General features: G+C 72.5%; 22 protein-coding genes. 13 read left to right on the top strand and 9 right to left on the bottom strand.

The genetic code is table 11. The features are described from left to right. Positions 1 to 11: 11 nt before the first annotated feature. Positions 12 to 1,307, bottom strand: coding sequence for an ABC transporter substrate-binding protein (locus ACZ4TW_RS08800; protein WP_465542121.1), 1,296 nt, complete (start codon positions 1,305 to 1,307; stop codon positions 12 to 14). A gap of 130 nt (positions 1,308 to 1,437) precedes the next feature. Between ACZ4TW_RS08800 and ACZ4TW_RS08795 the strand changes: the two genes are divergently transcribed. Continuing rightward, positions 1,438 to 2,682: an ROK family protein gene (locus ACZ4TW_RS08795; RefSeq protein WP_465542119.1), complete on the top strand. Its 1,245-nt coding sequence runs from the start codon at positions 1,438 to 1,440 to the stop codon at positions 2,680 to 2,682. A gap of 80 nt (positions 2,683 to 2,762) precedes the next feature. On the opposite strand, the gene ACZ4TW_RS08790 is transcribed toward ACZ4TW_RS08795, so the two are convergent. Beyond that, entirely contained in the window at positions 2,763 to 3,314 is a 552-nt protein-coding gene (locus ACZ4TW_RS08790) for a hypothetical protein (RefSeq protein WP_465542117.1), read from the bottom strand. Positions 3,315 to 3,403: 89 nt separating this feature from the next. After that, positions 3,404 to 4,006, bottom strand: coding sequence for a histidine phosphatase family protein (locus ACZ4TW_RS08785; protein WP_465542115.1), 603 nt, complete (start codon positions 4,004 to 4,006; stop codon positions 3,404 to 3,406). 117 nt (positions 4,007 to 4,123) lie between these two features. Here ACZ4TW_RS08785 and ACZ4TW_RS08780 point away from each other — a divergent pair, with 117 nt between their 5' ends. The 4 genes from ACZ4TW_RS08780 (at position 4,124) to ACZ4TW_RS08765 (ending at position 8,574) form a co-directional block, all read left to right on the top strand. After that, positions 4,124 to 6,190: a sensor histidine kinase gene (locus ACZ4TW_RS08780; RefSeq protein ID WP_465542113.1), complete on the top strand. Its 2,067-nt coding sequence runs from the start codon at positions 4,124 to 4,126 to the stop codon at positions 6,188 to 6,190. Continuing rightward, positions 6,183 to 6,842 carry a response regulator transcription factor gene (locus ACZ4TW_RS08775; RefSeq protein ID WP_465542111.1) on the top strand — a complete coding sequence of 220 codons (660 nt, stop codon included), beginning with the start codon at positions 6,183 to 6,185 and terminating at the stop codon, positions 6,840 to 6,842. Before ACZ4TW_RS08780 ends, ACZ4TW_RS08775 begins: the two co-directional genes overlap by 8 nt. A 135-nt stretch (positions 6,843 to 6,977) precedes the next feature. Continuing rightward, positions 6,978 to 7,742, top strand: a complete 765-nt coding sequence (locus ACZ4TW_RS08770) for a hypothetical protein (protein WP_465542109.1) — start codon at positions 6,978 to 6,980, stop codon at positions 7,740 to 7,742. Positions 7,743 to 7,965: 223 nt separating this feature from the next. Then, positions 7,966 to 8,574, top strand: a complete 609-nt coding sequence (locus ACZ4TW_RS08765) for a dihydrofolate reductase family protein (protein WP_465542108.1) — start codon at positions 7,966 to 7,968, stop codon at positions 8,572 to 8,574. A 471-nt stretch (positions 8,575 to 9,045) separates the two neighbouring features. Here ACZ4TW_RS08765 and ACZ4TW_RS08760 read toward each other — a convergent pair whose 3' ends face one another. The 3 genes from ACZ4TW_RS08760 to ACZ4TW_RS08750 are packed head-to-tail and all read right to left on the bottom strand — an operon-like array spanning position 9,046 to position 11,502. After that, positions 9,046 to 9,462, bottom strand: coding sequence for a VOC family protein (locus ACZ4TW_RS08760; RefSeq protein ID WP_465542106.1), 417 nt, complete (start codon positions 9,460 to 9,462; stop codon positions 9,046 to 9,048). Then, entirely contained in the window at positions 9,452 to 11,005 is a 1,554-nt protein-coding gene (locus ACZ4TW_RS08755) for an ATP-dependent DNA ligase (RefSeq protein WP_465542104.1), read from the bottom strand. The genes ACZ4TW_RS08760 and ACZ4TW_RS08755 overlap by 11 nt, the downstream gene beginning before the upstream one ends. 47 nt (positions 11,006 to 11,052) lie before the next feature. Beyond that, positions 11,053 to 11,502 (bottom strand): VOC family protein, encoded by a 450-nt coding sequence (locus ACZ4TW_RS08750; protein WP_465542102.1) that lies wholly within the window; start codon positions 11,500 to 11,502, stop codon positions 11,053 to 11,055. A 268-nt stretch (positions 11,503 to 11,770) separates the two neighbouring features. On the opposite strand from ACZ4TW_RS08750, the gene ACZ4TW_RS08745 reads away from it, so the two are divergent. The 6 genes from ACZ4TW_RS08745 (at position 11,771) to ACZ4TW_RS08720 (ending at position 17,048) form a co-directional block, all read left to right on the top strand. After that, positions 11,771 to 12,793, top strand: a complete 1,023-nt coding sequence (locus ACZ4TW_RS08745) for a 1-aminocyclopropane-1-carboxylate deaminase (protein ID WP_465542100.1) — start codon at positions 11,771 to 11,773, stop codon at positions 12,791 to 12,793. 47 nt (positions 12,794 to 12,840) lie between these two features. After that, the gene (locus ACZ4TW_RS08740; protein ID WP_465542098.1) at positions 12,841 to 13,257 is read left to right on the top strand and encodes a hypothetical protein; all 417 of its coding nucleotides are present in this window, start codon (positions 12,841 to 12,843) and stop codon (positions 13,255 to 13,257) included. A 130-nt stretch (positions 13,258 to 13,387) separates the two neighbouring features. Further along, positions 13,388 to 14,314: a 3-methyladenine DNA glycosylase gene (locus tag ACZ4TW_RS08735; RefSeq protein ID WP_465542097.1), complete on the top strand. Its 927-nt coding sequence runs from the start codon at positions 13,388 to 13,390 to the stop codon at positions 14,312 to 14,314. A gap of 140 nt (positions 14,315 to 14,454) precedes the next feature. Further along, complete coding sequence (locus tag ACZ4TW_RS08730; protein WP_465542095.1) at positions 14,455 to 15,276, top strand: VOC family protein; 822 nt, start codon at positions 14,455 to 14,457, stop codon at positions 15,274 to 15,276. Continuing rightward, positions 15,277 to 16,218: an NAD(P)/FAD-dependent oxidoreductase gene (locus ACZ4TW_RS08725; protein ID WP_465542093.1), complete on the top strand. Its 942-nt coding sequence runs from the start codon at positions 15,277 to 15,279 to the stop codon at positions 16,216 to 16,218. A 74-nt stretch (positions 16,219 to 16,292) separates the two neighbouring features. Next, a complete protein-coding gene (locus ACZ4TW_RS08720; RefSeq protein ID WP_465542092.1) occupies positions 16,293 to 17,048 on the top strand; it encodes a DUF2306 domain-containing protein in 756 nt (251 codons plus the stop codon). 229 nt (positions 17,049 to 17,277) lie between these two features. On the opposite strand, the gene ACZ4TW_RS08715 is transcribed toward ACZ4TW_RS08720, so the two are convergent. Beyond that, the gene (locus tag ACZ4TW_RS08715; RefSeq protein WP_465542091.1) at positions 17,278 to 19,593 is read right to left on the bottom strand and encodes a glycoside hydrolase family 3 C-terminal domain-containing protein; all 2,316 of its coding nucleotides are present in this window, start codon (positions 19,591 to 19,593) and stop codon (positions 17,278 to 17,280) included. Positions 19,594 to 19,866: 273 nt separating this feature from the next. Continuing rightward, positions 19,867 to 20,799: an aldo/keto reductase gene (locus ACZ4TW_RS08710; RefSeq protein ID WP_465542089.1), complete on the bottom strand. Its 933-nt coding sequence runs from the start codon at positions 20,797 to 20,799 to the stop codon at positions 19,867 to 19,869. A gap of 100 nt (positions 20,800 to 20,899) precedes the next feature. Here ACZ4TW_RS08710 and ACZ4TW_RS08705 point away from each other — a divergent pair, with 100 nt between their 5' ends. Together ACZ4TW_RS08705 and ACZ4TW_RS08700 are read left to right on the top strand one after the other, a co-directional pair. Further along, on the top strand, positions 20,900 to 21,784 hold the full coding sequence (locus ACZ4TW_RS08705; protein WP_465542087.1) for a LysR family transcriptional regulator: 885 nt from the start codon (positions 20,900 to 20,902) through the stop codon (positions 21,782 to 21,784). A gap of 49 nt (positions 21,785 to 21,833) precedes the next feature. After that, positions 21,834 to 22,739, top strand: coding sequence for a hypothetical protein (locus ACZ4TW_RS08700; protein ID WP_465542085.1), 906 nt, complete (start codon positions 21,834 to 21,836; stop codon positions 22,737 to 22,739). Here ACZ4TW_RS08700 and ACZ4TW_RS08695 read toward each other — a convergent pair. Beyond that, complete coding sequence (locus ACZ4TW_RS08695) at positions 22,736 to 23,536, bottom strand: bestrophin-like domain (RefSeq protein ID WP_465542083.1); 801 nt, start codon at positions 23,534 to 23,536, stop codon at positions 22,736 to 22,738. The genes ACZ4TW_RS08700 and ACZ4TW_RS08695 overlap by 4 nt on opposite strands. Positions 23,537 to 23,592 lie beyond the last annotated feature (56 nt).

Here is a 23,592-nt window from a genome sequence, read left to right as displayed (position 1 = left end):
GTTTCGCCCGGTCAGCCGCGCAGCGCGAGCCGCGCCCAGTCGGCGTCGATCTTGGCGAGGGTCTCGGGGATGTCCCCGCCGGTCGCCATGGTCTGGATGTAGTTGTCGATCGGGATGGTCAGCGGGATCGACCGGGACAGGCCCTGGTAGAACGCGCCGTCGTCGTAGTACTCCTGCATCGGGAGGATGCGCTCATCGGTCACCTCCGCCGCATCGGTCGTCGTGCCGAATCCGAGGAACGCGGCGTTGTACTCGTCCATGACCTCCTTCTGCATGAGGTAGGAGACGAAGTCGCGCGCCGCCTCCTTCTCGGTGCTCGCCTCGGGGATCCACAGTGCGAGGTCGAGGTTGACCCGCACCTTCAGGTCGTCGGGGTCGTCCGACGACGGCAGCGGGAACGTCGCGAGCTCGAGGTCGGGGTTCGTCTTCGCGATCTCGCCGAGCGCCCATGGGCCCTGCATGTACATGGCTCCCTCGCCGTTCGCGAACGCGACGTTGCCGTCGCCGTAGCCGCGGCTGGCGGCGTCGTCGTTTGAGTAGTCGGCGAGCTGCTTCATCTTCTCGGACGGCTCGAGGATCGTCTTCTGGAACGAGACCTCGGAGTCGGGGCCGACCTCGGTGCCGAGCTCCTCCATCTTGTCGAGGAACTCGGGCACGTCGACCAGGCCGCCGACGCTGTAGTCGAAGAGGCCCTGGCCGAGCGTCCACGTGTCCTTGTAGGTGCTGTAGATCGGGGTGACGCCCGCGGCCTCGAGCTTGTCGCACACCGCGATCATCTCGTCCCAGGTGGTCGGCACCTCGATGTCGTTCTCCTCGAAGATCTCGACGTTGTAGATGACGGATGCCGCGGCGACCGAGTACGGCAGGACGCTGGTGCGACCGGGGTAGGTGGCGTACTGGTCGACGAGCTCCTGGACCTCGGGCCGGATGCGCTCGGCCTCGGGCATGTCGGAGAGGTCGGAGAGCGCCCCGCGCTCCATGAAGCGCGCCATCTCGTAGTTGTAGTTCAGCAGCCCGACGTCGGGCGGATTGCCGCGGAGGAAGCCGGCCGACAGGTTGGAGGCGGTGTCGAGCGTCACCTCGACCTCGGACTGCTCGTCGTTGTAGCGCTCGACGAGGTCGCGGAAGAACGGGATCGCCTCCGGCTTGGACATGTGGAACGTGATCTCGGCCGGTCCGCCGCCGGCTGCGCCGGCGCAGCCGGACAGGGCGATCGTGGCGCCGAGGAGTCCTGCGGTCGCGAGCGCGAGCGGCAAGCGCCGTCGCCGCGGGATGCGTGGGGCGGGGCGGTCTGCGCGATGAGGCACGTCGTCGTCTCCTCGTGGTTCCGGGCCGACGGCGCCGGACCCGGCTCGTCGACCCTGACGGAAGTAAATTTAGAGTGTAGATTTACTTGTTGTCGTAAATAATGACCGAGGGACTCGGAAAGGTCAAGGGGTGGACAGGATCGAAGCGGCGACGTCGCCGCAGGTGCTGCGCCGGGTGAATGCCCGCCGCGTGCTCGACCACGCTTGGCGCACCCGCGCGTTCACCGCCACCGATGCGATGGCCGCGACGGGCCTCACCCGCTCGACCGTTATCGGAGTGTGCGACGAGCTCGTGCAGAACGGCTGGCTCGAGCAGCTCGACGATGCGCGCGCGGTCGGCGCGTACACGAAGGGACGGCCGGCGCGGAGGTACGCGCTGCGTGAGCGGGCCGCGATCGTGGTCGGCATCGACGCGGGCTACGACCACGTCTCCGCCACCGTCGCCGACCTGCGCGGCACCCCGATCGGCCGGCACGGAGTCGGCATTCCCGCGCCCGGCCCCGACCGGGTCGAGCGCCTCGCCGACGCGGAGGAGCGGCGCTCGCTGGCCCGGCGCGCCGTCAGCGAGGCGCTCGCCGACGCCGGCGTCGCGCCCGCCGACGTGCTCGCCATCACGGTGGCGGTGCCCGCGCCCGTCGACGCCGACGGCAACTCGCCCGCCGAGGACTGGTTCTGGAGCATCACCAACCCGCGGTACGCCGAGGAGTTCGCCCACGACGCCCACCTCGTCACGGTCGAGAACGACGCGAACCTGGCCGCGATCGCGGAGCGGTCGACACCCGAGGGAGGGGGTCGCGACGTCGACTCGTACATCGCGCTCATCGTCGGCGAGGGCCTGGGTGCCGGCCTCATGATCGACGGGCGGCTCGTGCGCGGCCGCCGGGGCGGCGCGGGCGAGCTGCGCTTCCTCGAGCACGTCGAGGGCGTCGGCTCGCCGGAGGGCCTCGCCCTCCTCGCCCGCAGATGGGCGGTCGATGCCATCCGTGCCGGCCTGCCCGCCGACAGCCCGCTCGGCCGGCTCGATCCCGACACGCTCGACGAGGGTGCCGTCGGCGACGCCGCGCGGGCGGGCGATCCCGCCGCGAACGCGATCGTCGATCGCCTCGCCGAACGCCTCGCACGCATCTGCCTCGTGCTGGGCGACCTGCTCGACGTCGATCGCATCATCGTGAGCGGCGCGGCGGCCGAGTCGCTGCCGATGATGATCGAACGAGCCGCCGCCATCCTCGAGGGCAGCCACGATCCGACCGCTCCCGAGCTGCGGAGGTCGGAGCTCGGCGAACGATGCGTCGCGATCGGCGCGATCGAGCACGCGCTCGAGCTCGTGCGCGAGCATGCGCTCGACCTCGAGCCCACCGCGCGGGGCGCCGCCTGAGCCGTGCCCGGCGGCCGCGCCATCCCGCCAGACTCGGGTTCTTCACGGCCACGAGACGCCGCCGTACCGCCCGCTTCGCGCTAGTCCATCGGCGCATGCCCGGGCGCCACGCGGTCGGGCACGGCCTTCACGACCGTCGGCAGCCAGTCGCGAACCTCCGGCCACGCCCGCGCCGTGGGCAGCCGCCGGATGAGAGCGGCGAGCGGCGCCTCGCCGGGCGCCCACGGGATGACGCGGCTCGGCGAGGCCGAGGCGAGCACGCCGAGCCACCAGTGCATCCACGTGCCGTGCAGCGACTCGGGCTCGAGCACGACGTAGTAGTCGGGGACGCGGATCCGGTGCTGCGCGACCTGACCGATCACCTGCTCGATCTCGAGCTGCAGCACCCCGAGCGTCGAGCGCTCGTCGTAGAACTCGACCCACGCCGCCGCGACATGCCCCAGCGGGTCGCGGTCGTGCACCACGTAGGGCGCGTGCGAGGTGGCCGACCACGTGACGACCTCGGCGTCGGTGGCCTCCGTCAGGTCGGCGAAGCTCGCACTCTCGACGTTCGCCAGCCCGGCGAGCGAGCCGATGGCGCTCGTCGCCTCGTCGCCCACGACGACCAGGGTGGTACTGCCCGGTTCCTCCATTTCCGGATTGTACGTCCGGCGGGCGGGTGTGCGGCAGGGCCGGAGGGCGGGTCTCGAGACCCGCTCTCGGTGCGCCTGCCGGCAGGGCGTCAGGCCGCGAGCTCGACGCGCACGAGCGACGGCAGCACGTCGGCGAACGGAGCGCCGCCGACGGTCAGCACGCGCCACGCGGCATCCGCCCGCTCGACCTGCGAGACCGCGAGGTTGTCGAGCCTCGGGTAGCTGCGCGCGTCGTGCCCGCTGACCTCGCCGAGCACGTGCCGGATCAACGTGCCGTGCGCGACCGCGAGCACGCGGGCGCCGGCGTGCTCGACCGCGATCCGCTCGAGCGCGCGCACGCCCCGGGGGCCGAGCTCCTCGTCGGGCTCCTTGCCCTCGAACGCGCGGCCGGGCCAGCGCACGTCGATCTCGGACACGAGCGTGCCCTCGGCGGCCCCGAAGTCCTGCTCGACGAGGTCGGCGTACTCGCCCGCGACCGGCAGTCCGAGCCCGCGGGCGAGGATCGCGGCGGTCTCGCGGGCGCGCGCGAGGGTCGAGCTCACGACCAGGTCCCATGCGGCGGGGTCGATGAACGCGGCGGCGGCCTCGGCCTGCGCTCGACCGGTGTCGTTCAACGGGATGTCGGTGCGCCCCTGCATCAGCCCGCGAAGGTTCCAGTCGGTCTGTCCGTGGCGGATGAGGGCGAGCTGCATGGGTTCCAGCCTACGGGGCGCGTGCCGGGGGGATGCCGCGTGCAGTCGCGAGCGCGGATCGCGGGTCGGGACCCGTGTCCCGTGACAGCGGGACATCCGGCCTGCGACGATGAGCGGATGACGCTCGCCTCCAGCCGCATCGCGACCGTCGTCGCGCTGTGCGTGTCGGCCGTCGCGGCGGTCGCGGCGATCGCGATCGACCTCGTGGTGCTGCCGTCGCATCCGCAGCCGCCGCTGTCGTCGGGCTGGTCGGGCGTGCTGCCGGGCGTCGCGATGCTCGTGCCCGGCTGCCTGTTGCTCTGGCGGCTGCCGTGGCATCCGATCGCGGTGGTGCTGACCGGGTTCGGCATGCTGTGGGTGCTCGACGGGCTCGCCTCGGCGGCCGTGAACCTCGCCTGGTACACCGACCGCGACGCGTGGTGGGCGGTGCCGGCGATGTGGTTCTTCGGGCGGCTCGGATCGGTGCTGATCCTGCCGATCCAGCTGCTGCTCCTGCTGTTCCCCGACGGGCGGCTGCGCGAGGGCGGATGGCGCGTGGTGTCGATCATCGCGATCGCGCTCGGGCTCGTGATGCCGTTCGCGTTCCTGTTCGCGCCGAACGCGGCGCTCGTCGCCGACGATCCGGCGCGGGCCGGCCTGCTCGCCGAGTTCGACCCGGGCCTGCCGACCCTGCCGTTGCCGGATGCCGCGTGGGTGCTGATCCTCGGGATCGCGCTGCCGTGCCTCGCGGCGAGCCTCGTGCTCTCGCTGATCGTGTGCGTGAGCCGCCGCTTCGACGCCGACGCCGAGGAGCGCGCGCAGCTGCGCTGGCTGGTGTGGTCGGGCGTGGTGTTCGTGGGTGCGCTCGCGATCTACCCGCTGGTGCCGACGGTGATCGTCGACGTGCTGCTCGGCGTCACGATCGGGCTCATCAGCGCCTCGGTCGTGATCGCGGTCACGCGGTACCGCCTGTACGCGATCGACCGGCTGCTGTCGTGGACCCTGGTGTACGCGGTGCTCATCGTCGCGATCGTCGCGGTCGACGTGCTCGTGGTGCTGCTCGTGGGCAGCGCGATCGACGACCGCGTCGCGATGCTGCTCGCGGTCGTGGCCGTCACGGTGGCGTACGCGCCGCTGCGCGGGCGGCTGTTCGCGGTCGCGAACCGCCTGGTGAGCGGGCGCCGGGGCGACCCGTACGGCGTGGTCTCGTCGCTCGGCGACCGGCTGGAACGTGCCGAGGGCACCTCCGAGCAGCTGCGCGACCTGGCGGCCGCGGTCGCGGAGGCGTTCGGGTCGCGGTACGTGCGCGTCGAGCTCGACCGCCCCGACGGCCGGCCGCTGGCGTCGTCGGTCGGCGTGCCGGCGCCGAGCGTCGTCGAGGTGCCGATCGACCACGGCGGCGCCGTGATCGGGCGCATCCTGATGGAACCCGGTCGGCGCCCGGTCGTCTCCGCGCGCGACCAGCGGCTGCTCGGCGACCTCGTGCGGCTCTCCGCGGCCGCGATCCTCAACGGCGAGCTGCGCCGCGAGCTGCAGTCGATCCGCGAACGGCTGGTGCTCGCGCGCGAGGAGGAGCGGTCGCGCCTGCGCCGCGAGCTGCACGACGGCCTCGGCCCGCTGCTCGGCGGCGTGAAGCTCCGCCTCGAGACCGCGAGCAACCTGGCGGATCGCGACCCGCAGCGCTCGCTGGCCCTCGTCGACGCCGCGATCGGCGACCAGGCCGAGGTGATGGCCGAGATCCGCCGCATCGTGCACGACCTGCGCCCGCCCGCGCTCGACGACCTGGGACTCGTGCGCGCGGTCGAGCAGCAGGCCGAGCGCCTGACGGGCGCCGGCCTCGTCGTCGAGGTGTCGGGCGACGCGCCCGCCGACCTGCCGCCCGCGGTCGAGGTCGCCGCGTACCGCATCGCCTCGGAGGCGCTCGCGAACGTCCGGCGACACTCCGGCGCGACGCACGCCTCGGTGCGGCTCGAGCACGACGAGCGGATGCTGCGGCTCGAGGTGCGCGACGACGGCACCGGGATCCCGGTCGATGCCGTCGGCGGCGTCGGCCTGCGGTCGTTGCGCGAGCGCGCGCAGGAGCTCGGCGGCACGCTCGAGATCACCGACGCCGACGGCGAAGGCACCGTCATCCGCGCCGTCCTGCCCCGTGCGCACGACGCCGCCACCCGACCCGACCCCATGGAGGCCACCGCCGATGCCTGAGGATCCGATCCGCGTCGTGCTCGTCGACGACCACCCCGTCTACCGCGACGGGCTGTCGATGCTGCTCGAGTCCCTGGACGGCGTCGACGTCGTCGCCACCGCCGAGGACGGCGAGGCCGCGCAATCGGTCATCGACGACGTCGAACCCGACGTGGTCGTGATGGACGTGCAGATGCCCCGGCTCGACGGCATCGCCGCGACGCGCGAGGCCGTGGCGCGGCATCCGCACCTGCCCGTCGTCGTGCTCACCATGTCGGAGGACGACGAGACGGTCTTCGCGGCGATGCGCGCCGGCGCCCGAGGCTACCTCGTCAAGGGTGCCAGCCAGCACGAGATCCTCACCGCGATCCGCGCCGTCGAGCGCGGCGAGCTCGTCTTCGGCGCCGCCATCGCGCGGCGGGTCGCCGAGTTCTTCGCCGCCGGGCCGGCGTCCGCACCGGCCGCCGAGGTGTTCCCCCAGCTCACGGCACGCGAGCGCGAGATCCTCGACCTGCTCGCCGCGGGCCGCTCGAATCCGCAGATCGCACAGACGCTGTTCCTCTCGCCGAAGACCGTGCGCAACAACGTGTCGAACATCTTCGCGAAGCTGCAGGTCGCCGACCGTGCCGAGGCGATCGTGCGCGCCCGCGACGCGGGCCTCGGCCGCGCCTGACCGCACGAGACGTGCCGGGCGGATGTCCCGGGCGCGATGCGGGACATCCGCGGGACGCCGCACCCTGCCGGCCCGGGTCGCGCCGCCCGGAATCTGGGATCACCGATTCAGAACCGCCCGGAAAGGCACACGACCATGGACCTCTTCGCACCCGCGACGACCAGCACCGCAACGACCACCACCGCCCCCACCAGCACCGCAGCGACCGCCGCGGCGGCGCCCGCGGCATCCGCCCACCCGGCCGGCCGCGGCCGGACCGCTGCCGCGCCCGACCTCGGCCCGGTGCGTCCGAACCGGCTGCAGCGCCTCGGCGGTGTCGCGCTCCTCGCCGCACCGGTCCTCATGACCGGCGGCATGCTCACCTCGCCCGAGCAGACCGCGCCCGGCGACGCCGGGTACATCCAGTCGCTCGCGGCCGACCCGGCGCTCAGCCTCTGGTCGGCGAACCTCCTGCACTACGGCTGGGTGGCCCTCGCCCTCGGCGCGCTCGCGACGCTCGGCCTGCTGCGCGGCCCGCGAGGGCGGGTGTTCCTGCCGATCGCCGCGGTGACGCTGCTGTTCGGCGCCATCCAGATGTCGGGCCTGCTGCTCTCGGACTGGTTCCTGGTCAGCGCGGGCAACACGCTCGCGATCGAGGACGCCGTGCTCATGGACGCGAACGCGAAGGAGTGGAGCGTCGCGATCTGGCAGTACTCCGGCATGGCCGCGGGCCTCCTCGGCATCGGACTGCTCTCGCTGGCGCTCGCCCGCGCCAAGGCGATCTCGTGGTGGATCGCGCCGCTCGGCTTCCTGCCGTGGATCGTGCCGGCGTTCGGGCTCGGCCCGGTGGGCGCCGTCCTCGGCTTCGTGTGCTACCTGCCGCTGCTCGTCGCGGGCGTGCGGCTCGTCGCCGCGCGCTGATCCGGCGGCGGCCCGCGCAGAACACATGAGAATCCGCGTCACGCGGCCCCGGACGGGCCCGTGGCGCGGATTCTCATGCAATACTGCGCGCGGATGTCACAGCCGCCGCGGTGCGCGTCGCGCCGAAGCCCGTCGGCGCACGGTTCGGCGGTCTGCACCCGCCGTCCACCCCTCGACCGCAGCGCTCTGCCTCGCTAGCGTGGCGCGCGGAAGGGAGCACATCATGGGAATCCTCGCGGTCGACCTGTTCATCACGCTCGACGGCGTCTACCAGGCGCCGGGCGGGCCCGAGGAGGATCCCTCCGAGGGATTCGAGTACGGCGGATGGCAGGCCCCGTACTTCGACGACGAGTCGGGAGCCGTCATCGGCGCCGGCATCGACCGGCTCGACGCGCTGCTGCTCGGCCGCAAGACGTATGACATCTTCGCCGACTACTGGCCGAAGCACACCGACATGCCGATCGGGGCGAAGTTCGAGGAAGTGCCGAAGTTCGTCGCCTCGCGCACGCTCACCGACCCCACCTGGGCGAACACGACGGTGGTGACGGATGTCGCGGCGGAGATCCCCGCCGTCAAGGAGCGTTTCGACGAGATCCACGTGATCGGCAGCGGCGCGCTCGCCCGGTCGCTGCTCGCCGCCGACCTCGTGGATCGGCTCAACCTGTACCTCTACCCGATCGCCTTCGGCACCGGTAAGCGCCTCTTCGACACCGGGACCGTGCCGGCGGCCTTCGCACTGGCGCAGCAGCCGATCGCCTTCCCGAAGGGCGCCGTCTCACTGGTGTACGAGCGCGCGGGCGTGCCGGTCACCGGCATCCGAATCGACGAGTGACCGGCCGGCGGGACCGCCGCCGCGGCGGCCGGGCCTCGGCGTGCCCGAGTTCAGCCCGTAGGACGATGTCCGCAATGTCTGACGATCGCCGCACTGTCGGACGCGTGAGGGCGATTCGGTCCCACGTTGGCGCCCATGTCCGACGTTGCGGCCCACGTCCTCCCTTCCAGACCGCGTCGCCACGAGGGCGGATCACAGGAGAAGCGACGATCGACAGGAGCGGATCGCGCAGTTCGTCCTGTACATCGCTGGGTCTCCTGTGAACGGTACGCCTCGGCGCGCTGCGCGACGCGACGCGCGAGGCGCGGCGCGGTCGTCGCGCGACCAGCGGCACGGGCGACCGGCCACGCACGAGGCGTCGCGTGCGACGGGCGAGGCGTCGCGTGCGACGGGCGAGGCGCCACGGGCGACTCGGGCAGCGGCCGGCGACGTTCAAGCGGCGACCGGTCGGCGCCGGCGCGCAGCGCGCCGCTAGTCGAGCTCCTGGAAGATCGTGAGCTGCAGGCCGGCGGGAGCGCGCAGCCGCGCGTTCACCGACCGCCACGGGGTCTCGCGGGCTGCGGCCTCGAGCTCGGCGCCCGCCTCGACCAGCTCGCCGGTGACCGCGGCAGCGTCGTCGACCTCGAGCGCGACGCGCAGCCGGTCGCTGCGGCCGCCGTCGGTCTCGACCCGGTCGATGAAGCGCACCTGCGCGGGGTTCGAGAGTTCGAGCGTCGCGCGCCCCGCCTCGAGGATCCGCACCTCGGCGCCATCCTCACCGCTGTACGCCTCCTGCTCGGGCATGCCGAGCACGTCGCGGAAGAACGCGAGCGCGGCCTCGAAGTCCGCCGCTTCGACCACGAGCCGCAGCTGCCGCACGCGACCCGCGCCCGTCGTTTCATCCGCCATCGGCCTCCCCCTCGGTCTCGCCGCCGCGCAGCAGCCCGCGCAACGTCTGGATCGTGTCGGCCTCGTCGGGCCGCTTGTCGTCGCGGTACCGCTTCACGCGCGCGAAGCGCAGCGCGATGCCGCCCGGGTACCGGCTGGAGCGCTGGACGCCGTCGATCGCGATCTCGACGACCGTGGCCGGCGCGAGCCACACGGTGTTCGACGTGCGGCGCGTCTCGAGGGTGGGGAAATGCTCGGTCTGCCAGCGCAGCAGCTCATCGGTGAGGCCCTTGAAGGTCTTGCCGACCATCACGTACCCGCCGGGCTCGCCGAAGTCGCCCGCCGGGTCGAGCGCGCCGAGGTGCAGGTTCGACAGCCAGCCCGTGCGCCGGCCCGACCCCCACTCGGCGGCGAGCACGACGAGGTCGTACGTGTGCACGGGCTTGACCTTCAGCCAGCTCGCTCCGCGCCGGCCCGCCGCGTACGGCGCGTCGATGCCCTTCACGACGATGCCCTCGTGCCCGGCGGCGAGCGCCTCGCGGGCGACGCGCTCGGCGACCGCGGGGTCGTCGGTGACCTCGCCGGGGATGCGATGGGGACCCGCGACGCGCTCGAGCTCGCGCAGGCGCGCTGAGAGCGGCTCGTCGAGGAGGTCGCGGCCGTCGACGTGCAGCACGTCGAAGAACCAGGGATGCAGCAGGACCTCGCGCGCCGCCTCGGCCCCGAAGCGCGACATGGTGTCTTGGAAGGGACGGGGGGCGCCGTCTTCGTCGAGCGACAGCGTCTCGCCGTCGAGGATCACCTCGCGCACGGGCATGCGCCGGACCACCTCGACGACCTCGGGCACCCGGTGCGTGATGTCGGCGAGGTTGCGCGTGAAGACCCGCACCTCGTCGCCCGCCCGGTGCACCTGGATGCGGGCGCCGTCGAGCTTGTACTCGACCGACGCCTCGCCGGCCTGTTCGAGGGCCGCCGACGCGCTCGACGCGGTGCCCGCGAGCATCGGCAGCACCGGCCGACCGACCACGAGGCCGATCGCCTCGAGATCGCCGGGCGCGCCGGTCAGTGCCAGGCGCGCGGTCTCGCCCAGGTCGCCCGAGAGCATGGCGGCCCGGCGCACGACCTCGCCGGGCCGATCGGCGGCGCGCGCGATCGCGTCGGTCAGCACGCCCTCGAGCGCCCCCGTGCGCAGTTCGCCGAGGATGACGCGGGACACGAAGTCCTGCTCGGGGCCGGTGGCACGCGATCCGAGCTCTCGGAGGATGCGCGCCCGCTCGGCGGACGAGCCGGCACCGGATGCCGCGGCGAGCCGATCGAGCGCCGCATCGACGTCGAGGATGCCGAGCGTCGCCACCTCGGCCGGCTCGCCCATCGCCCCGGTGAGGCCGCGCCATCCGACCCCGACGCGCCCCTGCCTGGGCTTCGCGGTGAGGAACCCGATCGCGGGCAGGATCTCATCACGGTCGAGGCCGGTGAGCACCGCGGCGAGCGCGTCGACCTTCGCGAGGCGCGACCTCGTGGACGCGACCCGCTCGGCGGTCGCGACGAGCTCCTGGAGCAGCACCCGCCCAGTCTGGCATCGGCCACCGACAGCGGCCGGCGACACCCGCATCAGGCGCTGGGCGGCGCCTCCATGTTCACCTTCGTGCCGTCGGACAGCGTGTCGGAGATGAGCCCGAACAGGTTGCCGTCGGGGTCGATGAGGTAGCCCCAGCGCCCGATGGGCGGCGAGTCGGTGGCGGGCATCGACTCGACGGCGCCGAGCTCGACGGCGCGGCGGAAGTACTCGTCGATGTTCCCGTCGACGCCGATGACGATGTCGCAGCCGTTGACGGGCGCACCGGGCTGGGGTGCGGGCCCCTCGCGCTGGGTGAGCCCGCCGTTGATGCCCATGCCGGGCTGCCCCGCCACGTTGCCGATCGATCCTTCCCCGGTCTCGATGGTCCAGTACGGGGTGTCGCCGAACTGCGTGAAGCGCCAGCCGAGGAGTTCGGAGTAGAAGTCGATGAGCCGTTGCGGATCGCTGGCGTGGATCTCGAAGTGCACGACGAGGTTGGCCATGATGCCTCCTTGGATCGGGTGCCCGCGGTCGCCCCCCTCGGCGCCGCCGCGCTCGGATGCGGCACACGCTACGCCCCAGCACCGACATCCGGGAAGCGTCACCCGCCTTGACAGGCACCGAGCCATTCGCTGCAATATATTGCATGCCGCCGGTCCCGCTCGCTCGACCACCGAGCGTCCGAGGACGACTGGTCGACCCGCGGCCGGTTGCTCCACCTCGACGATGACGACGAGACGCCCTTCCCAACCCATCCCGACAAGGAGCACCATGGCCATCGCCGACTTCCCCCGCCACCGACTGACGTTCGGGCCGAGCCCGATCCATCCGGTCGACCGCCTGAGCGCCCACCTCGGCGGCGCCCGCGTCTGGATGAAGCGGGAGGACGTGAACAGTGGCCTCGCGTTCGGCGGCAACAAGACCCGCAAGCTCGAGTACCTCGTTCCCGACGCCCTCGCGAAGGGCGCCGACACGCTGGTCTCGATCGGCGGCGTGCAGTCCAACCACACGCGTCAGGTCGCGGCCGTCGCCGCGCACCTCGGCATGAAGGCCGTGCTCGTGCAGGAGCACTGGGTCGACTGGCCCGACTCCGTGAACGACCGCGTCGGCAACATCCTGCTCTCGCGGCTCATGGGCGCCGACGTCCGCCTGTCGCCGGCGGGCTTCAGCATCGGCTTCCGCGAGTCGTGGAAGCAGGCGATCGCGGATGTCGAGTCCGCGGGCGGCACCCCGTACGCGATCCCCGCGGGCGCGTCCGACCACCCGCTCGGCGGCCTCGGCTTCGCGAACTGGGCGCACGAGGTCGCCGCGCAGGAGGACGAGCTCGGGGTCTTCTTCGACACGATCGTGGTGTGCTCGGTCACCGGCTCGACGCACGCCGGCATGATCGCCGGCTTCGCCGACCTCGAGCACAATTTCGGCGGCCGTCCGCGCCGCGTCATCGGCATCGACGCGTCGGCGAAGATCGACGAGACCCGCGACCAGGTCGCGCGGATCGCCCGGAACACCGCCGAGCTCATCGGCCTCGGCCGCGAGGTGCGCGACGACGAGATCACGGTGCTCGAAGGCTGGGCCGGCGACTACTACGGCATCCCGGTCGAGTCGACCGACGAGGCGATGCGACTCACGGGCAGCCTCGAGGGCGTGATCCTCGATCCCGTCTACGAGGGCAAGTCGATGGCGGGGCTGGTCGACCTGGTCTCGCGCGGCGACATCCCGAAGGACTCGAACGTGCTCTACGCCCACCTCGGCGGGCAGCCGGCGCTCAACGCGTACAGCGGCCGCTACCACTGAGCGGCTCGCCGCTTGCCGCCAGGCATCAACGGTGCCAGCATGAGCGCATGTTGCGGCTCGTGGGGGCGATCGGACGGGTGCAGCTCATGCTCGGCGTGCTCGGACTCCGGAAGGCGTACCGCGATGGCCTGCCGGGTGACGTGCCCGGCGTCCGCATCAGGTCGGTCGACGAGATGCGGGCGCGGCACTGGATCGAGGGCACCTCGCTCTCGGCACCGACGACGATGCTCGCCGTGCAGGGCGCGGCGAGCATCGCGCTCCCCACCGCGTCACGGCCGCCGGTGCTCGCCGCGCGGGTCCTCGGCGTGCTCGGCGCGATCATGTCGGTCGGCTACCCGATCGAGAAGGTGTGGCGCGACTCGCTCGTGACGCCCGACCGCGAGGTCACGCCGCTGACCGCGCTCGGGTTCCTGCTCGCGCTCAAGATGGCGGTCCTCGGCTGGTCCGCCGGTCGGGGCGGCTGACGCGTCCCCGCGATTCACGAGCTGCGATTCGCAGGAGAACCCGCGATTCACAGGACCGATCAGCGCGATCCGTCCAACACATCCCCGATTGTCCTGCAAACCGTGAGCGGATGGCCCAGAAGGTGAGCGGATGTCGCGCCCGGCGGCCGCCGCGTATCCTCGTCGGGTGACTCCGACCGCCTCGCCGACCGCGGCCCGCGCCCCCGCCCGTGCGCTCGCCGCCGACGAGTGGCGCGCCCGCGAGGCGGCGCACGCCGAGCGGGCCGACGCGCTCACGGCCGGCCACCGCGAGCGCCGCGCTCGCGGTGAGGGGCACCCGATCGAGGACTTCCTCTCCACCTACTACTCCTACTCGCCCGCGCTCCTGCGACGGTGGCACCCCGGCGCGGGTGTCGAGCTGGCGGATGCCGCGAGCACGCCGCGCGCGGAATGGCGCTGGTACACGAACGGCGCAACCGGCGGCCTGACCGTCGACGTCGACGCGATGCACCGCGAGAAGGGCCCGATGCTGCGCGCGGTCGAGCGGATGCTGCGGCTCACCGCGTCGCGCCCGGGACAGTTCGGCTGCTTCGGCCTGCACGAGTGGGCGATGGTGTACCGGCAGCGCGAGCATCGCCATCCGGTGCCGCTGCGACTCGGGCAGGCCGCGACCGATGAGGTCGTGGAGGCGCACGAGCTGCGGTGCACGCACATCGACGCCTTCCGGTTCTTCACGCCCGACGCGGTCCCGCGCAACCGGTTCGCGCCCACGCGCGAGGACCAGCCCGAGCTCGAGCAGCCGGGCTGCCTGCACGCCGGCATGGACGTGTACAAGTGGGCGGTCAAGCTCGGGCCGCTCGTGCCGGGCGAACTGCTGCTCGACGCGTTCGAGCTGGCCCGCGACATCCGGTACCTCGACATGCAGGCCTCGCCGTACGACATCGCACCGTGGGGCGGCGAGCCCGTGCGGATCGAGACGCCCGAGGGCAAGGCCGAGTACGTGCGCCGGCAGCGCGGGTTCGCCGAGCGCGGCAACGCGCTGCGCGCCCGCATCCTGGAGGCGCTGCCCGGCCGATGAACGCGGGTGCCGCGCGCCGCGCACGCCGCCTCGGTCGGGGCATGGTCGAGCGACGGAGGGCGGTGTTAGCATCGCGCTCGTCGGCATCCGCTCCACGGTGAGCGTGCCGACCTGCCGATGGCACCCGACAGGAGGCGCGCATGCCCGGACCCGATGACCTCGTCGCCGGTGCGCCGGCGTGGGTCGACGTGACCACGACCGACCTCGAGCGCACGGTCGCGTTCTACGAGTCGCTCTTCGGCTGGACCCCCGAGTACGGCGACGAGCGGTACGGCGGCTACGTCACGTTCCGGCACGAGGGCCGGCGGGTCGCCGGCGCCGCGCTGCGGCAGGAGTCCGACCCCTCGCCGACGCATTGGACGGTGTACCTGCTCACCTACAACGCGGCGGCCACGAGCGAGCGGATCGCCGAGGCCGGCGGCACGGTCCTGTTCGAGCCGCTCGACATCCCCGAGATGGGCGTCATGGGGCTTGCCATCGACGCGACCGGCGCGGTCGTCGGCTACTGGCAGCCCGGCGGGCTGCCCGGCTTCGACGCGTTCGGCGAGCTCGACACCGCCGTGCGGTTCGAGCTCGCGGCGAGCGACTTCGAGGCGGCCGAGCGGTTCTACGCGCACGCGTTCCACTGGAGCATCGACTACGGCACGGGTGAGCCGCGATACGGCGTCTACCGGCACGCGCGGCACGACTACGCCGGCATCCTCGACGCGAGCGGCCTCCTGGGAGCCGACCTGCCGCCGTACTGGAGCGTCGCCTTCGGCGTCGAGGAGGTCGAGCAGGCCGTCGCGCGGGCGGTCGCGGCCGGCGCGACGCTCGTCGTGCCACCGTGGGACCTTCCGTCAGGCCGCCGTGCGGGGCTCACCGACCCGACGGGCGCGTACTTCGTGGTCGCCTCCGACGCCGAGCCGAGCGCCGACGCAGCGGTCGACGCTGAGGCCCGCGCTCAGGAGGAGGGCCGGTAGATGGGCGATTGGGACGTCATCGTCGTCGGAGGCGGCAGCGCCGGCCTGAGCGCCGCCCTGATGCTCGGACGCTCGCGCCGCCGCGTGCTCGTGGTCGACGGCGGGGCCCCGCGCAACCGCGTCGCCGGGCACATGCACGGCGTGCTGGGTCGCGACCACTCCTCGCCGCTCGACCTGCTCGCGGCGGGTCGCGCCGAGCTCACGCGCTACGACGACGTCGCCATCGAGTCCGCCGAGGTCGCCACGGCGGCGCAGCTCGACACCGATCCGACCTCGTTCGAGGTCGTGCTCGCGTCGGGGGAACGCCATACCGCCCGCCGCATCCTCGTGGCCACCGGCCTCACTGATCGGCTGCCCGACGTGCCCGGCCTCGCCGACCACTGGGGGTCGGGCGTCGTCTCGTGCCCGTACTGCGACGGGTGGGAGGTCCGCGACCGCCGCATCGCGGTGATCCCCACCTCGGCGGCCAATGCGCACCAGGCGCAGCTGCTCCGCCAGCTCTCCTCCGACGTGGTGTTCCACGCGAACGGCCTGTCCCTGCCGTCCGCCGCACGCGCGGCCCTCGCAGCGCGCGACATCGAGATCGAGGAGCGGGCCATCGCCGAGGTGGTCGCCGACGAACGCGGCGCGCTTCGGGCCATCCGCTACGACGACGGCACCGAGCGCGAGGTCGATGCGATCTTCGTCGCGCCGCGGCCCGAGCCGAACGACCACGTGCTCCGCGAGCTCGGCGCGCGCCGCATCCGCAACGACGGCGTCGACTGGGTGCTCGTCGACGACGATGGCCGCACCAGCGTTCGCGGCGTGTGGGGCGCCGGCAACGTCGTCTCGGCGCGCGCCACCGTGCCCATGTCGATGGCCGCCGGCAACGCCGCGGGCACCGCCATGAACGCCGACCTCATCGACGAAGACATCCGCGCCGCGGTGGCGTCGGCCGGCTGACGCGGCGGGCCACCCTCCCGATCCGGGGGTTCGCCGCATGTCGGCGACGCGCGGCGCCTCGGTACCTTCGGCGCATGACCGCGACCTCGACCTCCGCCGCCGCTCCCGCCGCGCCACCCGAGGCGCCGCGCCCCGCGGCACCCGCCCGCCCGCAACTCGCCTCCCGCATCGGGTGGTCGTGGGTGCTGCTCAGCTCGCTCGCGATCGCCGCGTTCGCGGTGGTGCCCTACCTCACCGCGCCGCTGGCGGAATCGAGCGGCGGTCTCGCCGACTGGTACGAGGGACGTCCCTGGCCCGTGCTCGTCGCCTTCTTCACGCACGTGATCGGCGGCGGCATCGCGCTGGTGCTCGGGCCGCTGCAGTTCTGGCGCGGCCTCAGGTCGCGGCATCCGCGCGCCCACCGCCGGGTCGGCCGCACCTACCTCGTCGCGGTCGCCGCGGCGGCCCTCGCGGGCATCGCGCTCGCGCCAGTCAACCAGGCGGGGCTCGTCGGGCTGTTCGGCTTCGGCGCCCTCGGCGCGCTCTGGCTCGTCACCGGATGGCGCGGGTACCGGGCGATCCGGGCGCGGGATGTCGCGAGCCACCGCGCCTGGATGATGCGCAACTTCGCCCTCACCTACTCGGCCGTGACCCTGCGGATCTGGCTGCCGCTGCTCATCCTCGCCCAGGTCCCGTTCGCCGGACCGGCCGGGTTCGACGCGGATGCCGCATTCGCGAACGCGTACGCCGCGGTGCCGTTCCTCGCCTGGCTGCCCAACCTCATCGTCGCCGAGTGGCTCATCCGCCGGCGCGGCCTGCCGTCGGACCGACTCGCACCGGCGGTCGGGTGACCGCGGCGGCCGGCCGAGAACGCAGGCGGGGGGGGGGGGGGGGGGGGGGGGGGGGGGGGGGAGGGGGGGGGGGGGGGGGGGTGTGTTTGTGCTGTTTTTCGCCTCCTTTTCTCTTCCTCCCCCCTCCCCCCCCCCACCCCCCCCCCCCCACCCCCCACCCCCCCCCCCCCCCCCCCCCCCCCCCCCCCCCCCCCCCCCCCCCGGTCCGTGCGGTTCGCGCGTCAGCGCGTCAGCCGCGCCCGTTCGCCGCCGCAGCCGGCATCGTGATGTTCAACTGCAGCGTGTCGGTCAGGTGGATGTCGCGCGACGACGAGCCGACCGAGACCTCGAACCGGCCCTTCGGCGCGACCCACCGGTCGGCGTCGACATCCCAGACCGAGAACGGCTGGCTGCTCGCGGCCGAGTCGAGCACGAGCTCGACCCGCGTGGTCTCGCCGGCGGCCAGCTCGAGCCGGTCGAACGCGACGAGTCGCTTGCCCGGCTCGCCCGCGGCGTCCGGCAGGGTCAGGTAGACCTGCGGGATCTCGGCGCCGTCGCGGTCGCCGGTGTTCGCCACCGTGAACGAGACCGTCGCCACGGCGCGCTGGCCCGCCCGGTCGCGGTCGACCTTCACCTTCAGGTCGGAGTACTCGAACGACGTGTACGAGAGGCCGTGGCCGAACTCGAACAGCGGCTCGATGCCCTGCTCGTCGTACCACTTGTATCCGACCTCGAGCCCTTCGGAGTACTCGACCTGGCGGATCTCGGTCGAGCCGGCGGGGCGCGTCGTCGAGCCGTCGGAGAAGACACCCGGGTACTGCTCGGGCGTGTTGGTGGGCGTGTCGGCGACCGACTTCGGGAACGTCATCGGCAGCTTGGCCGACGGGTTCACGTCGCCCCAGAGCAGCGCCGCGAGCGCCGGGCCGAACTGCTCGCCCGAGTGCCACGCGTGCAGCACCGCGTCGACGTCGTCGATCCACGGCATATCGACCGCGCTGCCCGCGTTGATGACGGCGACGGTGCGGTCGGATGCCGCGGCCACCGCCTCGACGAGCGCGTCGCCGTTCGCGTCGAGTCGCAGGTCGGCCAGGTCGGTCGTCTCGCCCATGGTGTAGTGGCCGAAGACGATCGCGACGTCCGCCTGCGCCGCGACCGACGCCGCCTGCGTCAGGTCGGCGCCATTGGCGTAGAGCACCTGGCCGCCGGCCTCCTGCACCCGCTCGGTGATGCCGGTCAGCGGGTCGACGATCGCGTCGCAGTTGAGCGCGGTGTTGCGGGCGAACACGAGGTACCAGGCGCAGCCGGTCTTGGCGCTCACGCCGCCCGTGGCCGTGGCGGATGCGGTCTGGCCGACGACGGCCACCGTGGGCGCGTCATCCGCCAGCGGCAGCACGCCCTCGTTCTTCAGCAGCACCGTGCTCTGCTCGGCGATCTCGCGGGCGAGCGCCTTGTGCTCGGCGGTCGACACGTTCGGGATCGCGGTGGCCGGCACGAGGTGGTCGAACAGGCCCTTCTCGATGTAGGTGTGCACGACGTCGAACGCCGACTGCCGGATCTGGGCCTGCGTGATCTCGCCTGCGGCGAGGGCCGCGTCGAGGCGGGCAGGGGTGTACCAGATCGGGCGGTTGAGCTCCTGGTCGAGCCCGGCGTCGAGCGACGCGGCGGTCGAGTGCACCGAGCCGAAGTCGCTCATCACGTACCCGTCGAAGCCCATCTGCTCGTCGAGGCTGGTGGTGAGGATCGGGTTCTCGCACGCGTACACGCCGTTGACCTGGTTGTAGGAGCACATGACGCTGCCCGGGTCGGATTCCTTGACGGCGATCTCATAGGGCAGGTCGTACACCTGGCGGAGGGTGCGCTCGTCGATGTTCGACGAGCTGGTCTGCCGGTCGACCTCCTGCTCGTTCGCGACGTAGTGCTTGAGGTTCGCGACGACGGGCTTGTCGGGGTTGCCGTGCTCGAGGCCGCGCACGTTCGCGGCCGCCATGAGGCCGGAGAGCAGGGGGTCCTCGCCGAAGTACTCGGAGGTGCGGCCGGAGAGCGGAGTGCGCCCGCTGGCGATGCCCGGTCCGAGCACGACCGCGCTGCGGCTGTCGAAGGACTCGCTGCCGTGGGCCACCGCCTTCTCCTCGCCGAGCTGGAGGTTCCAGGTGGAGGCGACGGCGATCGGGCCGGGCCAAGCGGTCGTGCCGGCCTTGGTGTAGACGCCGTCGGGGCCGTTGGCGTAGATCACGACGGGCGTGCAGGGCAGCTGCGCCGGGTAGACCACCGGCGCCTCCCCCGCGAAGCCCGGGTTCCAGCTGGTCCTGGTCGGGGTGTTCGCCGGCTGCTCGACGAGCCAGCGGTACATCTGGTGCTGCGAGCTCGCGTCGAGCAAGGCGTTCGCCCGCTCCTCGGAACTCGTGGACGTGTCCATCCACGGGTACGCCGAACAGTCCTCCGCTGCCGCCGGCACGGCGGTCGTGGCGAGGACGCCGCTCGACAGCATGATGGCGCCGGTGATCAGCGCCGCCAGGCGTCTGCGTGAGCGGGGTCCGTCCCCGCCGTGCTTCCGGCTCAACTGCATCTGTTACTCCCTCTCCATCGAAGGTGGATCGCGGTGGTGCGACGTCGTCTCCCGCCGTCGTCGCCGGATATTGTGTAGACCGATCTACAACAGTAGACCGATCCACAGCCTTGCACGTTTCAATCGACCCACGCAAGCCCTCGCCTCATCGAGCCCGAGAACGGATCCGCGCCGATCGCGGCCTCGGCAGGACGCACCGGAGCCCGCTCCGTCGTCAGCGGAACGGGCTCCAGGCGTTGTCGACATTCGTATGCCGACGCCGGCATGCGCGGGTCAGGGCACGGTGTACCCGGCCGCCTGGACGAGCTCGTACCACTCCGAGCGCGTCAGCGGGACGTCGGAGCCCTGCGCGGCCGCCGCGACGCGCTCCGGCGTGGTCGTGCCCAGCACGACCTGCATGTCGGCGGGGTGGCGGGTGATCCACGCGGTCGCGATCGCGATCGTCGGCACGTCGTACTTCGCGGCCAGGCGATCGATCGCGGCGTTGAGCTCGGGGTACTCGGGCGAGTCGAGGAACACGCCCGTGAAGAACCCCGCCTGGAACGGGGACCACGCCTGGATCGTGATGTCGTTGAGCCGGCAGTAGTCGACGATTCCGAGGTCGAGGCTCGCCGACTGCTCGATGCCCTGCATGTTCGCGGCGAGTCCCTGCGCGACGGTCGGCGCGTGCGTGATCGAGAGCTGCAGCTGGTTCGCGACGATCGGCCGGGTCACCGAGTTCTTCAGCAGCTCGATCTGCCCGGGCGTGTGGTTCGAGACGCCGAAGTGCAGCACCTTGCCGGCCGCCGCGAGCTCGTCGAACGCCCGCGCGACCTCGTCGGGCTCGACGAGGGCGTCGGGCCGGTGAAGGAGGAGCACGTCGATGCGGTCGGTGCCGAGCGCGCGCAGCGAGCCCTCGACCGACGACATGATGTGCTCGTACGAGAAGTCGAAGCCCCAGGGCTCCTTCACGATGCCGCACTTGGTCTGGATCGTGATCTCGTCGCGCTCGGACGGCGTGAGCTGCAGCGCCTCGGCGAAGCGGCGTTCGCAGCCGTGCAGCTCGTCGCCGTAGATGTCGGCGTGGTCGAAGAAGTCGATCCCGGCGTCGCGGGCCGTGCCGACGAGCTCGCGCACCGCGTCATCCGTCATCTGCTGGATGCGCATGACGCCGAGCGTGACGTTGGGGACGGCGAGGTCGGTGCCGCCGAGGGGGATGGTCTTCATCGGTTCGCTCCTGGGGTCGGGGGTGCGGATTCACCCTAGGCAGGAGCGATTGAGAAGTCCAACGATTCTCGCTCATGCGATTCACAACTAGTCTTGATGGATGGATCTGCGTCAGATGGAGTACCTCGTGACGCTCGCCGACGAGCAGCAGTTCACGCGCGCGGCGGCGATCTGCGGCGTCTCGCAGTCGGGGCTGTCGGCCGCGATCCGGAGCCTCGAGGACGAGCTCGGCACGCCGCTCTTCGAGCGCACCACCCGCCGGGTGCAGCCGACCGAGGCCGGCCTGGCACTGCTCCCCCACGCCCGCACCATGCTCGCGCAGGCGAGCGCCGCGCGCGATGCCGTGCTCCGCGCCGCCCATGAGCTCTCCGGCAGCCTGCGCGTCGGCGCCGAGCAGTGCCTCGGGTTCGTGGATGTCGCGGGCCTGCTCGAACGCGTCCGCCGGCGCCATCCGCTCGTCGACCTCGACTTCACGCAGGCCGGCTCGCACGACCTCGTCGCCGGCGTCCGCGACGGAGCCGTCGACCTCGCGTTCGTCGCCGGTACCGAACTGCCGGCGCGGATGTCGCGCACCGAGCTGGGCCGGCGCCCCATGGTGCTGCTCGCGCCGCCGCGGCATCCGCTCGCCGCCCTCGACTCGATCGGCTGGGCCGACCTGCGCGACACCGACTTCGTCGACTTCCAGGAGGCGTGGGCCGTGCGCTCGGTCAACGATCGGATGTGCGCGGCGCACGGCGTCACGCGACGCGTGCGGTGCACGGTCAACGACGTGCACACGCTCATCGACCTCGTGCAGCGCGGGCTCGGGGTCGCGATCGTGCCGCAGCACGTCGCGTCCAAGCCGCAGGCGGCCGGGCTCGCGGTGCGACCCCTGCCCGCCACCGCGCCGCCTTGGATCGTGTCGGTCGTCGTGGGCGAGTCGTCGCCGGCGTCGGCGTCCCTGCTCCTGGAGCTGCTCGACGCCGAGATCGCGCTCAGCGCCTGAGGCTCGTCTCCGATTGGCCGCTCTCAGGAAGATGGGTCATGCTCGAATGATGCGCCCTACCGCACTGCGCCGCCTCCGCCTCACCGCCGTCGCCGCGTCCCTCGCCGTCGCGCTCTCCGCGTGCGCGACCCCGGCCGCGGAGGAGCCGCCGGCCGATCCCGAGGCGCAACTGAAGGCCGACCTGGCCGAGCTCCCGGGCGTGGAGTCCGTCGAGATCGGCGGCATGGAGCCCGCCGACGAGAACCCGCGCTACACGACCGTCACGATCGCGTCCGACGCCGACCGCGACGACGTGCTCGCCGCCGCCGAGCGCACGCCCGAGATCGCGGCCGGGCTCGACTGGGCCGACCCGATCACGCTCACCGCCGACGCGCCCGAGTCGGCCGCGGGTTCGGGCACCGGCGCCGGTGCGGCGGGCACGTTCGTCGAGCCGTGGTGGTCGTTCGAGGTCACCCCCGAGACGGATGCCGCGACCTCACGGGCCACGGTCGAGGGCCTGCTCGACGCCGCCGAGGTCGATGGCGTGGTGGGCCTCGCGTTCGTCGCGGGCTGGCCGTACGCCGCCCTGCTCGAGCCCGATCGCGTCGCGGACCGGTTCGAGGCGCTCATGGAGACGCCCCTGTTCGTGCAGGGCGGCTCGTTCGCGCTGCGCTCCGACCAGCCGCTGCTGCGCTTCTCCCACATCGAGGGCGTCACGTCGCCGAACCTGATCGACGAGCTCATCTCGATCGCCGCCGAGCATCCGCACGCCGAGGTGCTGCTCGAGGGGCCGCAGTTCCCGAAGCTGTACATCGCGCGCGTCACGACCGCCGAGGCCGAGGCCATCGCCGCGCGCCTCGCCGACCCGGCGCTGCTCGAGGGCGTCGACGAGGGCACGGGCGCGCTCGGCTGGCAGATCACGTCGACCGACACCGACGGCCCCGGCTTCTGGGAGGGCCAGGTCGGCGTCGGCTAACCCGAGCCGGCTCCGGGCTCGACGACCTGCTCGAGCACGCGGTCGAACGCGCCCGCGTCGATCGCGATGTCTCCGGCATAGGGATGGTCCATGTCGGCCGTGACGAAGATGACGAGGCCGATGAACAGCGAGAGCATGCCCGCCATGAGCAGGTGCAGTCGCCGATTCCGCACCGCGATGAACGCGATGAGCACCGCGTTGATGATCGCGCCCACCCAGATCACGATCCAGAGCAGAGGCGGCATCGCGAGGGTCGTGGCGTCGATCCGTGCGCGGCGCGACTCGATGAAGGTGTCGAACGTCTCGAGCGCCTGCTTGAACTGGGCCTGCTCGGTGAGCGACTCGGCCTCGACGGCGTCGAGGATCTCCTCGAGCTCGTCGGTCTGCGCGTCGCTCGCGGTCGGGAGCACCTGGCGCTGCTGCGAGGGGAAGTCCTCGTCGATGACCGTGCGCAGGTACTCGCCGAGGGTGTCGTGCATCCGGTCGCCCGCGCCATCCGGGAGCCCGGAGCTCGCGCGGTAGAGCGCCCCCGCCCGGCTCGCCTCCTCGATCACGACCTCGCGCGTGTGCGCGAGGTTCTCGTACACCGACACCGCGACGAGGGCGAGCAGGATGCCGAAGAACACGCCGAACGTGCCGATCACGTGTCCGAGCGCGCGATCCCATTCCTTCGTGTCGGAGACGAGCCGCGCGACCATCGGCCGCAGTCCGATCACGATGCCGCAGGATGCGGCGACGAACACGATCAGGAACAACGGCAGCGTGATCCAGACGCTGGTCTCGTAGAACCAGTTCACGCTCGGCTCCTCCCCCCGGACGCCGATGACGGGCGTCGCGCCCGTCCGTGGGGTTC

The organism is Agromyces sp. NPDC029043, from assembly GCF_055564615.1.
Note: the sequence above shows the minus strand (reverse complement) of the source record. Positions and strands in the feature narration are given on the sequence as shown.